Source organism: Chamaesiphon sp., from assembly GCF_041738855.1.
In the GTDB taxonomy this organism is placed as follows: Bacteria; Cyanobacteriota; Cyanobacteriia; order Cyanobacteriales; family Chamaesiphonaceae; genus Chamaesiphon.
Genome location: NZ_JBGSPA010000150.1, coordinates 1 through 13,040, shown reverse-complemented (window position 1 = coordinate 13,040; position 13,040 = coordinate 1). Strand labels below are relative to the sequence as shown.

At 45.7% G+C, this 13,040-nt stretch carries 14 protein-coding genes and 1 pseudogene; 5 read left to right on the top strand and 10 right to left on the bottom strand.

Annotation, left to right across the window (positions count from 1 at the left end; all coding sequences use genetic code 11):
• Positions 1-141 precede the first annotated feature (141 nt).
• From ACEW9I_RS15695 to ACEW9I_RS15680, 4 genes and pseudogenes are all read right to left on the bottom strand, one after another.
• Positions 142-282: pseudogene (locus ACEW9I_RS15695) on the bottom strand (Uma2 family endonuclease); the annotation flags it as partial.
• 51 nt (positions 283-333) lie between these two features.
• Complete coding sequence (gene bcp / locus ACEW9I_RS15690) at positions 334-795, bottom strand: thioredoxin-dependent thiol peroxidase (protein WP_373541269.1); 462 nt, start codon at positions 793-795, stop codon at positions 334-336.
• 50 nt (positions 796-845) lie between these two features.
• Complete coding sequence (locus ACEW9I_RS15685) at positions 846-1,508, bottom strand: COP23 domain-containing protein (protein WP_373541268.1); 663 nt, start codon at positions 1,506-1,508, stop codon at positions 846-848.
• 49 nt (positions 1,509-1,557) lie between these two features.
• A complete protein-coding gene (locus ACEW9I_RS15680) occupies positions 1,558-2,184 on the bottom strand; it encodes a hypothetical protein (RefSeq protein ID WP_373541267.1) in 627 nt (208 codons plus the stop codon).
• A gap of 307 nt (positions 2,185-2,491) precedes the next feature.
• Here ACEW9I_RS15680 and rseP point away from each other — a divergent pair, with 307 nt between their 5' ends.
• The 3 genes from rseP to ACEW9I_RS15665 all read left to right on the top strand — a co-directional run bounded on the left by rseP (position 2,492) and on the right by ACEW9I_RS15665 (position 5,148).
• A complete protein-coding gene (rseP, locus tag ACEW9I_RS15675; RefSeq protein ID WP_373541266.1) occupies positions 2,492-3,583 on the top strand; it encodes an RIP metalloprotease RseP in 1,092 nt (363 codons plus the stop codon).
• Positions 3,584-3,742: 159 nt separating this feature from the next.
• Positions 3,743-4,411: a DUF2301 domain-containing membrane protein gene (locus ACEW9I_RS15670; protein ID WP_373541265.1), complete on the top strand. Its 669-nt coding sequence runs from the start codon at positions 3,743-3,745 to the stop codon at positions 4,409-4,411.
• 38 nt (positions 4,412-4,449) lie between these two features.
• Positions 4,450-5,148, top strand: coding sequence for a class I SAM-dependent methyltransferase (locus tag ACEW9I_RS15665; RefSeq protein WP_373541264.1), 699 nt, complete (start codon positions 4,450-4,452; stop codon positions 5,146-5,148).
• A 9-nt stretch (positions 5,149-5,157) separates the two neighbouring features.
• Here the strand turns inward: ACEW9I_RS15665 and ACEW9I_RS15660 are convergent, their stop codons facing one another.
• Positions 5,158-5,499, bottom strand: coding sequence for a hypothetical protein (locus ACEW9I_RS15660; protein ID WP_373541263.1), 342 nt, complete (start codon positions 5,497-5,499; stop codon positions 5,158-5,160).
• 260 nt (positions 5,500-5,759) lie between these two features.
• Between ACEW9I_RS15660 and ACEW9I_RS15655 the strand changes: the two genes are divergently transcribed.
• On the top strand, positions 5,760-6,413 hold the full coding sequence (locus ACEW9I_RS15655) for a sugar transferase (protein WP_373541262.1): 654 nt from the start codon (positions 5,760-5,762) through the stop codon (positions 6,411-6,413).
• Between the two features lie 58 nt (positions 6,414-6,471).
• On the opposite strand, the gene ACEW9I_RS15650 is transcribed toward ACEW9I_RS15655, so the two are convergent.
• The 5 genes from ACEW9I_RS15650 to gcvH form a co-directional block, all read right to left on the bottom strand.
• Positions 6,472-7,722 (bottom strand): hypothetical protein, encoded by a 1,251-nt coding sequence (locus ACEW9I_RS15650; protein WP_373541261.1) that lies wholly within the window; start codon positions 7,720-7,722, stop codon positions 6,472-6,474.
• 471 nt (positions 7,723-8,193) lie between these two features.
• Positions 8,194-8,493 carry a DUF5615 family PIN-like protein gene (locus tag ACEW9I_RS15645; protein WP_373541260.1) on the bottom strand — a complete coding sequence of 100 codons (300 nt, stop codon included), beginning with the start codon at positions 8,491-8,493 and terminating at the stop codon, positions 8,194-8,196.
• Positions 8,494-8,817 carry a DUF433 domain-containing protein gene (locus tag ACEW9I_RS15640; RefSeq protein WP_373541259.1) on the bottom strand — a complete coding sequence of 108 codons (324 nt, stop codon included), beginning with the start codon at positions 8,815-8,817 and terminating at the stop codon, positions 8,494-8,496. It abuts the gene before it with no gap.
• A gap of 184 nt (positions 8,818-9,001) precedes the next feature.
• Positions 9,002-11,929, bottom strand: a complete 2,928-nt coding sequence (gcvP, locus tag ACEW9I_RS15635; protein WP_373541258.1) for an aminomethyl-transferring glycine dehydrogenase — start codon at positions 11,927-11,929, stop codon at positions 9,002-9,004.
• Positions 11,930-12,054: 125 nt separating this feature from the next.
• Positions 12,055-12,444 (bottom strand): glycine cleavage system protein GcvH, encoded by a 390-nt coding sequence (gene gcvH, locus ACEW9I_RS15630; protein ID WP_373541257.1) that lies wholly within the window; start codon positions 12,442-12,444, stop codon positions 12,055-12,057.
• 148 nt (positions 12,445-12,592) lie between these two features.
• Between gcvH and ACEW9I_RS15625 the strand changes: the two genes are divergently transcribed.
• A complete protein-coding gene (locus tag ACEW9I_RS15625) occupies positions 12,593-12,961 on the top strand; it encodes a hypothetical protein (protein WP_373541256.1) in 369 nt (122 codons plus the stop codon).
• The last annotated feature ends 79 nt before the right edge of the window (positions 12,962-13,040 follow it).

Sequence of the window (13,040 nt, the reverse complement as noted above, 5' to 3'; positions counted from 1 at the left end):
AATGACCGCTAATTATCAACAAGCAGAGCTTATTGATAATAATTTATGAAACACTTAGTTTTTGAGGATTGGTAGTGATTGGCTCAAACACAGTCAGGTAATTGATTTGATGATGAGGCTAGCCTCATCGAACTCAGGTTAGACGATGCCTTCGATTAATTCTGCTTTGTTGCTCCCTATTTTTTGATAAGGCATCGCAGTATAACGTCGTTCAAATTCATGACGCGTCAATCGATCGCCATTTTCTAGTAATGGAATAGTTTTGGGTGAGGTTGTAGTCATAGCTTATCCTCCTAATGTAACTAACAATCGATCGCGTTGGTCGAGAAGTGCCTACGATTGGATCTTGACTTGTGCGAGTACGGTATCGACATGATTTTTGACTTTGACAGGCGACCATATATAGGCAATTTTACCACTGGGATCGATGAGGAATGTCGAGCGCACGATGCCCATATATTCTTTACCCATGAATTTCTTCAATTGCCAGACGCCATAATCTTCTGCAATTTGATGCTCGGGGTCGCTTAGTAAGGTAATCCCTAACTTCTGCTTATCGATAAATTTACCATGTGAGGCGATCGAGTCGGGACTGATGCCAACAATTTGAGTATTTAGGTCTTGAAACTGCGCTAAATTACTCGTAAACTCGATCGCTTGAGTAGTACAGCCTGGGGTATTGTCTTTAGGATAAAAGTATAAGACCAACCAGCGATCTGCAAAGTCATCAATACCGATCTGCTTGCCCTCACGATCTGGTGCAGTAAATCTGGGAGCGGGTTGACCGATGTTCATCTCGATGTTTTGATTATTAAATATCGAAATATTTTAGCTTACTTCAATGACTAAAATCCCGTATCGGCATTGCGTCGCTGGGGCGCAGTAGTTTTGCCAGTGCGGGGGAAGGCTTGCTGTTCCCAATTCCCCAAATTCAGATCGACTCTGGGTTTGCTGCTGGCACTTTCATCGAGCGAACTACTCCCGTCTTGGGCGAAGCTAAAGATTTTTTGGATGATGGCATCAGGATTGCGGGCGTTCTCTGGCTTGAGTGTAAATAAGAGATTCTGGCGATCGCATTTGTTGCTATTGGACTGAAGCGCACAGATCACTGCTTGGGAGTTGACTGTACCGCTAGCTAGCTGTAAATCTTTGAAAGTACCACCATTACTATTTGCAGCTTGCTGAAGGCGTTCTGAGACCATTTGACAGCGTTTTTCAGGTGTAAACTCTCTACCAAAACCATCGTAGTTCCAAGTGACCATGACTGCTTGACGGTCGCCTTTCTGGACGACTGTTTTGAGACCCTGACACATCACTCGAAGATTGGATACCGATGCGCTGGTGACTTGTGGGACATCATTGGGTACATCTGTGACTGTCAGATTGGTTTGCGATCCACCACCATCGACAATGGGCGGTAGTTGCGATCGTACCGATGGGGACATGAACATGGCGGCTAGAGGTAAAACACAAGTTAAAAATAATTTTGTCAAATTTGGTAGTTTCATAATTTTTAATCATTAATAATTATTGAATATTTTTGAGTGATTAAGTTGTTTAAAATCCTTGTTCTCTACTAGAATTAGTGCGAGGATTACGCGGACTTGATATTCTGGTTGTTTGATTGTTCTGAATAACTTGAGTGTTGGAATCGGTTTGAGTAGTTTGAGTAGTTTGCACGTTATTGTCACTACTGTTTCTTACTAGCTGCTGTTTGGCACTATCGTAGGTGTAGTAACCTGCACTCATATTTTTATCTGGTTGGATACAGACAGTATCGGTTGTAATTCCATTGACAAATACCAATCCAGGCGCACAAGCTACCCGTGTGACGCCCCATTTGTCCAGCACTGGCGTAACTCGATCTGTGCTTTTACTGGCTTCGATTCGCAACTTTTCCTTGACGATTTCCGCATCAGCAGCAATTTTGGCTTTTTTCACTTCCGCATCAGCATTGATTTCGGCTGCGCGACTAGGTGGATTGAGTAAACTATTGATAATGCTTGCGCCAACACCAATCAAATCAGTTTGGGTGGCTTGAGCGATTAAGTTGGTTGGCGATCCTGGCTGTTGTGGTGAGTGACCCTCGGTGGCGGTAGCTGGCAAGGTACCTACAAAAATGGTGGTCAGTATTAGTAAGCTAACTTTGATTTGGCGCATCCGATCGAATCCTTCAGTAATCATTGCGTATCATTACCTACACTAGCTTAGCAGTGGTTTCCGCATTTCTTGACAAATAGATCTGCGGCTGGGGGCTAATCTGAAGACACGAGTTATTTGAGTTGCTGCGTAAATCTATTTACCCACCCCACCTTACTGGCACCCTTGTCTTGGCGGTTTTGTTATTCAGAGAGAACCTCCGCCTAAAACTGCCGCTCCTTGGAGGGGATTTCTCACCCAACCCTCCCCTTGTCAAGGGGAGGGAGCCGGAGACTCCCAACACTCTCCATCTTGATTAAAATGGGAATAGTAGGTCAACCTAAGTGAATATATGTCAACATTGGCGGCGATCGGCGTTTTAGCAGTATTAATTTTCGTTCATGAACTGGGGCACTTTTTAGCAGCTCGGTTGCAGGGAATTTATGCCAATAAATTTTCGTTAGGCTTTGGCCCAGTCTTGTTAAAATATCAGGGCAAGCAGACTGAGTACGCGCTCCGCGCATTACCGCTTGGTGGTTTTGTCGGATTCCCTGACGACGATCCCGACAGCGATATTCCACCCAACGATCCCAATTTACTTCACAATCGCCCACTGCTCGATCGCGCGATCGTTATTAGTGCTGGCGTGATTGCCAATCTCATTTTTGCTTATTTCTTGTTTGTCGTCCAGGTGAGCGTGACTGGGTTTCAACAGATCGACTATCACCCAGGAGTTGCTGTCTCAGGGATCGCAGCCAATCTAAGTACTGCGGCTGGTAAAGCGGGGCTGCAAGCCAATGATGTCATTTTAGCAGTGGATGGCGAGCGGCTGGGTAGTGCCAAACCAGCGATCGTCAAGCTGATGGCGGAGATCCAAGATCATCCTCAGCAACCGCTCTCCTTTGAGGTGCAACGCGGTGCCGAAATCTTGAATCTCAAAGTTACTCCTGATGCCAATGCTGAAGGTAAAGGACAAATTGGTGTCAAACTCGCTCCCAATGCTGATATTACGATCGATCGCGCGCAAAGTCCGATCGATGCTCTAGGTAAAGCAGCCAGTGAATTCGAGCGAGTTGTGGTGCTCACCGTCCAAGGTTTGTCCCAATTAGTCACCAATTTTGGTGAAACTGCAACTCAAGTTGCTGGCCCGATCAAGATCGTCGAAATTGGCTCGAACATTGCTTCGACAAATATCGCTGGACTGCTGCAATTTGGCGCACTGATCAGCATTAACTTAGCTGTAATGAACATTTTGCCCTTACCTGCTTTAGATGGCGGTCAACTGGCATTCTTGCTATTTGAAGCATTGCTGGGCAAACCACTACCGAGCAAGTTGCAGGACACGGTGATGCAGACAGGTTTGGTTTTACTATTAGGATTGGGTGTATTTCTAGTGATTCGGGATACTGCCAATCTCACTGGTGTCCAACAGTTCTTTAAGTAATTTTTACTAGTTGGCTAGATTTCGCTTGAGGTTGACTTACCCCCCAACCCCTTTAACAAGGGGAGGCTCTTGCTCCCTCCCCTCGATCGGGGGAGGGCTGGGGCTGGGTAAAGATCTCCGCACCAACTCAAATCGCTCTAATTTGGCGTTATTTACTTTATGCAAACAATCGAATCAGATCCTAGCCCCGAAGTTTATCAAGGACAGTTTGGGACATTTACAATTACCGATCGAGATCGTCAAGGCGTGGTAGTTTACCGCAGTGCGTTGATGGTAGCGGCGATAAGTTTTGGGATCGCCACACTGGCGATGTTATTGTCGTCGAGTCAGATTGAAGATGGCTCTGGTTCGCAGGTATCGAACTTAGTAACATGGCTATATATTACCTTTTCAGTCGCGCTAGGGGTGGCACTGGCGACGATTCATATCTACATGGCGATTTTACATCGCGTATTACAGGTATTTTGGGCGATCGGGTGTGTGAACGCGATCGGTTTGGCAGTATATTATCATCAACCGATTGGCGAAGTTATCTATCGACAGCCATTAACAATTTTGGGAATTGGCTTTACATTTGCGGCATTGACAGGGATATTTTTTAAGGAAGCTTTTTGTTTCGATCGCTTGGAGACCAAAATTCTCGTCCCGATTGTCCCATTACTACTAATCGGTCATTTAACCAAACTGCTACCTATAAGTATCAAAGCAATATTATTAGCAATTTGGGCGGGAGCATTTTTAGTATTTGCAGTTCGTAAAGCGATCCAACCAATTCCACCCGATATTGGCGACAAGTCAGTGTTTACCTATCTAGAAATGCAGAAATAGAAATCGATCGCCATTATTATCCCATCCATTTTCTGCCCATGTATAGTTCGTTCATCCCGCAACAGCAACCGGACTGGAATAGTCAGATCGATCGCATCAGACAGAGATTCGATCGTGAATATCAGCAAGAGGCATTCGATCTGCCAGCGGAAGTAGAAGCCATGCCAATTTTTAGAGAGTGGATCGCTCGCAATCTGGTCGCAAAAACCACTTCTCCATTTTGGGAATTAGCAGAATTCAAAAAGAATCATCGCTGTCTAGATATTGGTTGCGGCGTGAGTTTTTTGATTTATGATTGGCTCAAATGGGAGACATATTTTTATGGTCAGGAAGTCAGTAATATCGCTCGTAGTGCGCTCAATTCACGGGGTTCGCAACTAAATTCTAAATTATTTAAAGGCGTACAAGCTGGAGCTGCTCATCAATTAAAATATGAGAATGGTACATTCGATCGAGCGATCGCGACCGGATTTAGTTGTTACTATTCACCGGCATACTGGGAGCTAGTACTTCAAGAAGTCAAACGCGTCCTCAAACCAGACGGTATTTTTGTCTTTGACGCGATCGATCCAGATACCGAATTAGCTGAAAATTGGGCAATTTTGGAAATGTATTTAGGTGCAGAAGTATTTTTATCACCCCTCACCCAATTTACCGAGCTAGTTAAAGCAGTCGGTGGTAAAGTTGTCAAAACTCAACCAGGACAATTATTTCAAATGTATCAAGTCAGTTTCTAAATTACCTAGTTAAAATTGAACTTTAATATATAACCATTTGGCGATTAGTTGCGGACAATTTTTGATAAACCATCGCCAAGCAAATATTTTGGCGATTGGCTTCGATCTTTTGGCAACAAATTTAGCAAGAGAGTTGAGTGGTCGAAATCTCACTTTCTTATTAATTAAGTTAGCATAGCCAATGTCATACAAACAATCAATAATTAATTTAATAGTTGCTTCTTCTCTTGCCATCAAACTTGTCAATAAAATCAAAATTTCTTGGACGCGCTCTGCCTCCATCTGACTACGAGCCGATGTCGCGGAGCGATTTGTAATCGGTTGACTGGATACTGAGATAATTTTATTCACGATAGGATCTAGATTTTGAAGATATAAAAGTAGGCTCTTTTAGCGACTTTGTTCGTCTAGCAAGATAGTGGCTGTGTCACATCGCGACAGTGTTTGATAGGCTATAAAGTGGATCTCTTACCGCCTGTCACAGTCGCAAAGTGCGAAAATCTCCTGACGGTGATAATAGGATGGCAGTCCATGGGCAAGATAAGGATTAGTTAGGGCTAGAGCCTAGATCCATAGTTCCCGTAATAATTCACAATACATAGATACCGATCGTGAACGAAAAAAAAAATTTAGACGACTTGCTTAATTATTTTAGTGTAGCTGTTAAGCTGATTGGCGATCGAGTGATGGCAGCACTATTGCTATTGTTATTCTCGCCGATACTCATCGTCGTGGCAATCGTTGTCCGCATTCGGATGGGTAGCCCGATTGTATTTACACAGCTCCGACCGGGTCAACACGGTCAGATCTTCCAAGTCTACAAGTTTCGGACGATGACTAACGATCGCGATGCTGAGGGTAACTTGCTCTCTGATAAAGAGCGGCTGATTCCCTTGGGTCAATTTTTGCGGAAAGCGAGCTTAGATGAATTCCCGCAACTTTGGAACGTACTAATTGGCGATATGAGTTTTGTCGGCCCCCGTCCGCTATTAGTTAGATATCTAGAACGTTATAGTCCCGAACAAGCACGTCGTCATGATGTCAGACCAGGAATTACTGGTTGGGCGCAGGTAAATGGTCGCAACGCGCTTACTTGGGATGAAAAATTCAAACTGGATCTCTGGTATGTAGACAATTGGAACTTGTGGCTGGACTTCAAAATTTTGCTGTTGACAGTCAAGAAGGTCATCAAGCAAGAAGGCATCAGTCAGAGTCCAGATGTCGTCGCGATGCCCGAATTTTGGGGTGATGACAAATCATCTTAGTATCATAGTCACAAAGGAGGGGCAATTCATCAATTGCCCCTCCTTTGTAGGATAGCAATTATTCAAGTCGTTTGAACTCTTGAGGGAGGAGATCTTCCTCCGTGCTGTAGATGATATCGCGATCGGTAATCTGATGCTGTTTAGCAAACTGCCGAGCATAGTCTAGCTTTGCGGGAATATCTTGACCTTGTTTTAATAAATTCACTTGCTGACGACGCAACTGATTGCGCTGGCGAACTTGGCGATCTTGCTGTTTGACCCAAAAATAGCGGCATGACGGAATGACAACCAGCCCGCTACCATATAGAGCCAACATCACTAGCGCACCACTAATGACTGCACTCTCGATCCCAGTTAGCAAGATTGCCAAAATCCCAATCCCAACTAGGTTACCAGCAAATAAAGCGATCGCCCAACTAGTTTGAGTGGGAGTAGCTTTGGTAAATTTCCACTTCCGCTCTTTCAGTGAGATCGGGACGCGGCTAGACTTGCTGGTGTCAGTCCGTAGTGTAGTTTGCAGATCGGGAAAATGATAAACTAGCTGTCCGGTCGGACTCACTTCAGGGATGCCATTGAACTTGGTCAATACTGGCAACATGTAGTTTTCGTATTCCCGATCCGTTCCCGAGCCGAGATCGTCCAAATAAGGGGCAATTTGTTCGCCAATTGCTACCCCTTGCTGACGGTGGATCAAATTACCGATATAACTCCAGCGGCGTTGTTCGAGATCGGCATTGGGATTGCCATCCCCAAACAAGACCGAAAACACTGCTTCCAAAAAATTGATTGGTTTGCGCTGTGTTTTGGCACGGATGGGTAGTGGGGCTAAATCTGGATGAGTTGGTGCAATTGTATGAGCATGATTAGAACTACCACCCCAATCAAAAATACCCAACACACAAGTACCACCACCGTCACCGCAGTCACCACTACTATCATTACTAAATAGCGCGGCTAATGTAATCGCAAGGATCGTCAGATAGACAACACTAATTGAAGTAATCAGCAAAATGCCAAATGAGATCTTGACCAGATAAAACACGACTGACGAGAATCGATCGATCCAAACCTGCAATTGGAGTCGGAAATTCTGCCGGAGCAAGATTTGCCGAAAGTCTGGCGATAAGACATAAATTACTTCGCCCGTATCGGTTACCTGAAGATGTCCCCCAGTTTGATTTGCCAAAGCCAGCAATCCCGAACGCGCTGCTTCTAGGTGAATACCAGTATGGGTCACAACATCCCCACAAGTCACTCGATAACCGAGCTGTTCCACCGCTGTCATAAGTTGAGGATTGGCGTTCATCATACACTTTTCGGATATATCCACCTACGCACATTTGTGGATCGATGCAAACCTGGGATAATATGGGCGATTTAATTGATGCTCCCTCTTAAAATTCTAGCCAAATTTTGATGTTTCGGTGTTGCTATCTATACCCTGCCGCTTGGTGGGAGTATTATTTGAATTGCGGCGTAGGTTCTCGACTCTACCCTTCGATCTAGGAATTGAGGTGTTTCTGCATGAATGGCGATCGTTGCTGCTAGTGAACGATCGCCGATCCAAATACGCTGTGGGTAGAGGAATATGTACCATGCCAACTAAAATATATCTAAATCTATCAACCGAATCTAGAATATTCTGAGCGAAGTAACATCACCAATCTTCAACAGTTAGTAAAATCGATTCTCTGATAGAGAGTGTAAAAACACCACGATCTGTTTACTCTCTAGAATGCTATTTAGCAGGACGATTTATCCGAATTAATTTACCATCAATCTATTCTTCGTTTCGTAGTGCCATGTCGATACAATCAGCAAAAATATCCCAATCATCATTCCTACTACAAATTATAATCCCACTATGAGTTTTCACCTGCTTGTGGAGATTTTTGAAGTGATTGTAATTTAATGTTATCACTGCTCGATTTTGGCTAATGGCAAAGTCCAACACGTCTTCATCAGGAATTCTTTGATTATCCTTTCCTGCTTCTCTTGTCGTTAGGACATCATAGCCTTTTTCTCTGAGCCGTTTCACTACTGGAAGTTCAAAATTCTCGTCAGCATATAACTTAATCATCTATGCTTCCTGATTCTCAGCAATTGCTTGGGCAATTTCAGTAGAAAAAGTCTCAGCATAAGCCCACGCATTAGCTAAATCTGCTGCTGTCAATTGAGGATAGGCTTCAAGGATTTTGTCATCATTAGCCCCCATTTGGCGGTATTCAACTAGGCTCCAAACTGGAATTCGCATATTTCTAATACAAGCATCGCCACCAACAACTCCAGGTGTTTTAGTAATCCCAGTCCATGAGTTAGTTTTCTCCTGAATTAACCGGACGATCTCATATTGTTCGTCTGACGATAAAGACAAAATTTGTTGTTTTAGCTCTTGGGTAATCATGCCATCACCATTTCTTACAGTACCGCGCGATCCTATGATAGTCGATCGAATTGTCCGCTCGCTCTTTCCAATCTATCTTTTACTGAGGTTTAGGGTAGGGGTAATGTCTTGTCGGTTTTTTATTCGGAGGTTCCCTCCGAATAAAACCGCCGCTTCATGAATTACCCCTACCCTGTCTCTAGTTCTATTCCTGGCTATAGGCATCCATCGGTAGACAAGAACAAACGAGATTCCTGTCCCCATAAGCCTGATCGATCCGGCCTACTGCTGGCCAGAACTTATAGTCCTGCAACCCAGCCACAGGAAACACTGCTTGCTCACGACTATAAGGACGATCCCAATTAGCATCGACTAGATCGACGATCGTGTGTGGGGCATTTTTCAGCACATTATTCTGTTTATCCACATTGCCGATTTCGATTTCGTGGATCTCTTCACGGATGGCGATCATCGCATCACAAAAGCGATCGAGTTCGGCTAGTGATTCGCTTTCGGTGGGCTCGACCATTACCGTTCCGGCAACTGGCCAGGATACGGTGGGGGGATGGAAACCATAGTCGATTAGGCGTTTGGCGATGTCATCGACTTCGATTTCGGCGGTCTTTTTGAACTCGCGTAGGTCGAGGATGCACTCGTGGGCGACGAAGCCGTTGGTGCCTTTGTAGAGAACGGCGTAGTGATTTTCTAACCGTTTGGCGATGTAGTTGGCATTGAGGATGGCTACTTCGGTGGCTAATTTCAGACCAGCTCCACCCATGAGGGCGATGTAGACCCAGGAAATCGGTAAAATGCTCGCGCTACTCCAAGGAGCGGCGGAGACTGCGCCGATGCCTTGGGTGCCGCCCATGGGGATGACTTTGTGGGTGGGGAGATAGGGGGCGAGATGTGCCATGACACCGATCGGTCCCATGCCTGGGCCGCCGCCACCGTGAGGGATGCAGAAGGTTTTGTGGAGGTTGAGGTGACAGACATCTGCGCCGAAATCGCCAGGGCGACATAATCCGACTTGGGCGTTGAGGTTGGCACCATCCATGTAGACTTGACCGCCATGTTCGTGGACGATCGCGCAAATCTCGACAATCGCTTCTTCAAATACGCCGTGGGTGGAGGGATACGTCACCATGAGGGCGGCTAGTTTGTCTGCATGTTTGGTGGCTTTGGCGCGTAAGTCTGCTACGTCAATGTTGCCATCATTGTCACACGCGATCGGTACTACCTGCATCCCTGCCATAACTGCGCTGGCGGGGTTGGTGCCGTGGGCAGATTGGGGGATCAGGCAGACATTTCGCTCGATATCGCCGCGCTGGTGGTGATATTCACGGATGACTAAGAGTCCGGCGTATTCGCCTTGGGAACCCGCATTGGGTTGGAGAGAGATCGCGTCAAAGCCAGTAATTTCGGCCAGCCAGCGTTCGAGGTCGTCAAATAACACTTGATACCCTTGAGCCTGTTCTACAGGTGCGAAGGGGTGAATTTGCCCAAATTCTGCCCAGGTTACGGGTACCATCTCGGAGGTGGAATTGAGTTTCATGGTGCAGGAACCGAGGGGAATCATGCCGTGAGTAAGCGACAGATCCTTGGATTGCAGGCGGGTGATGTAACGCAGTAGCTCGGTTTCAGAGTGATAATTTTTAAAAACTGGGTGAGTCAGGTACTCGGAGGTACGGGCTAATGTTGAGGTTTGGATGCTGGAAGTCGAGCTACTAGTCTCGATTTCGGAGTAAGTGAAATCGGGGGCTTTATCGCCTGCAAAAATCCGCCATAAGTCCATCACATCGGCAGGTGTAGTGGTTTCATCGATCGATATACCAATGTTATTAGCATCGATCGATCTCAAGTTGATTTGCTGGGATTTTGCCCGTTCTAAGATGGCGGTAGCATTCCCAGCTATTTTTACCTGAAGCGTATCAAAATAGGGCGCATCACCGATCGAGTAACCTAGTTTGGTTACGCCAGTGGCGAGGGTGGTAGTCAGGTGGTGAATGCGTGTGGCGATCGCTTTCAAACCTTCACCACCATGATAAACCGCATACATTCCCGCCATAATTGCCAGCAGGACTTGGGCGGTACAAATATTACTCGTTGCTTTGTCTCTGCGGATATGTTGTTCGCGCGTTTGAAGTGCTAGTCGGAGGGCGGTTTTGCCACGCTTGTCTTTGGATACGCCGACTAATCGCCCAGGAATCTGGCGTTTGTAAGCATCTTTGGTCGCAAAGTAGGCAGCATGAGGGCCACCATATCCTAATGGGATGCCGAACCGTTGGGTGTTGCCGACGACGATATCTGCACCAAATTCGCCTGGTGGTTTGAGCAATGTCAGGCTGAGTAAATCGGCGGCGACGGTAACAATGGCACCCGCTTGGTGAGCTTGTGCGATTGTTTCTTGATAATCATAAACAGCCCCGTCAGTTGCAGGATATTGTAATAACATCCCAAATATTTCTCGACTGAAATCGATCGCTCGATGGTTGCCAACTACGACTTCAATCCCTAATGGCAGCGCACGGGTTTTAATTACGTCAATAGTTTGGGGATGGCAAGCTTCCGATACCCAGAACGTATTGAATTTCGTTTTCTGAATACCATAGCTCATACTCATGGCTTCGGCTGCTGCTGTGCCTTCATCCAGTAGCGAGGCATTGGCGATCGCCATCCCTGTCAGATCCATAATCATGGTCTGATAATTGAGCAAAGCTTCGAGTCTGCCCTGGGAAATTTCGGGTTGGTAAGGCGTATATTGAGTGTACCAACCAGGATTCTCTAAGATGTTTCTTTGAATAACTGTAGGCGTAATGCAATTGGCATAGCCCATCCCAATATACGAGCGGAAAACTTGATTTTTTGCCGCAATTTGTTTGAGCTGATTGAGTACTATATATTCGCTCTTGACCGTTTCAATTGCTAACGGTTGTTGCAATTGAATCGCGGCTGGTACTGTGCGATCGATCAATTCAGCCAAACTAGATACACCTAGTATCCTCAACATCCGATCGATATCTGCTGGTTGTGGCCCAATATGCCGTTGCATAAACTCAGCAGCCGCCCACGGGTTGGCGGCGGTAGCACTAGAGACATCAGCAGCCTGAGTAAACCGAGGTAGAGATTGCGTCATAGAAATCGAGTTGATGAGGAATACTGTATTTAAATGTAATAGATTTAGCTAGGTTTGGGCACGTAGAAAGTGAGTATTTTGTCAAGTTAATCTAGCTTCAATCCATGCCCTTACCTCAGAGTTCCCTATGCACCCTCAACTTTAACGCGATATTCAGTCGCTGAGAATGTGCCATCAAGTTCGCTGGTATCTGCGACTTGGATTTTTAGCAGCCAGCCAGCAGTATAGGGATCGGTGCTAATGATTTCTGGAGCGTCGATTGCTTTATCATTGCGATCGATCACTTTGCCACTAATTGGGGCTTTGAGATCTTCAACTGCTTTGACAGATTCGATCGAGCCAAAAGCACTACCCTTGACGAGCGTGTCGCCAACCTCTGGCAATTCGACAAAGACGATATCTCCCAACTGATCTACCGCAAAGGCACTCACGCCGATGGTGGCAACGTCTGCGGCTAAGCCTACATACTCATGTGTATCTACGTAGCGTAAATTGTCGGGATATTCCAAGCTCATATCGATCTTTATATAATCTTCTGCTCTAGCATAGCGATTTATGGCTCACTCGCACAGCTTGCTGTCTGTCAAAGCGATCGCCAATTCCCGCCGATGACCTCATATTTGAGTGTTAGTATTTAATCAGGTCGGATATTTTTTACTCAAGATGAAAAATCACCTGTCGATAAATGGTTGGATTGGCGCAATCGCCCTACTCAGTTACATTCCATCTGTGCTAGCTTTGTCCCCAGTCCAAGTCACACAAATCGCCAGCCAAACCACCGTCCAAATTACTAAATGCGAACGCGGTGCTGGGGTGATTATTCAGAAAAATGGCAATACTTATCAGGTTCTGACTATAGCTCAGTTGGTAAAAACCAGCGGCTGTGAGCTAGTCACACCCGATGGCAGTAGCTATCGAGTCGATCGCGTTCAGGTTTTCCCCAATAACATCGACTTGGCAGTCATCAGCTTTACTAACCTGAGTTCGATGAGGCTAGCCTCATCATCAAATCAATTACCTGACTGTGTTTGAGCCAATCACTACCAATCCTCAAAAACTAAGTGTTTCATAAATTATTATCAATAAGCTCTGCTTGTTGATAATTAGCGGT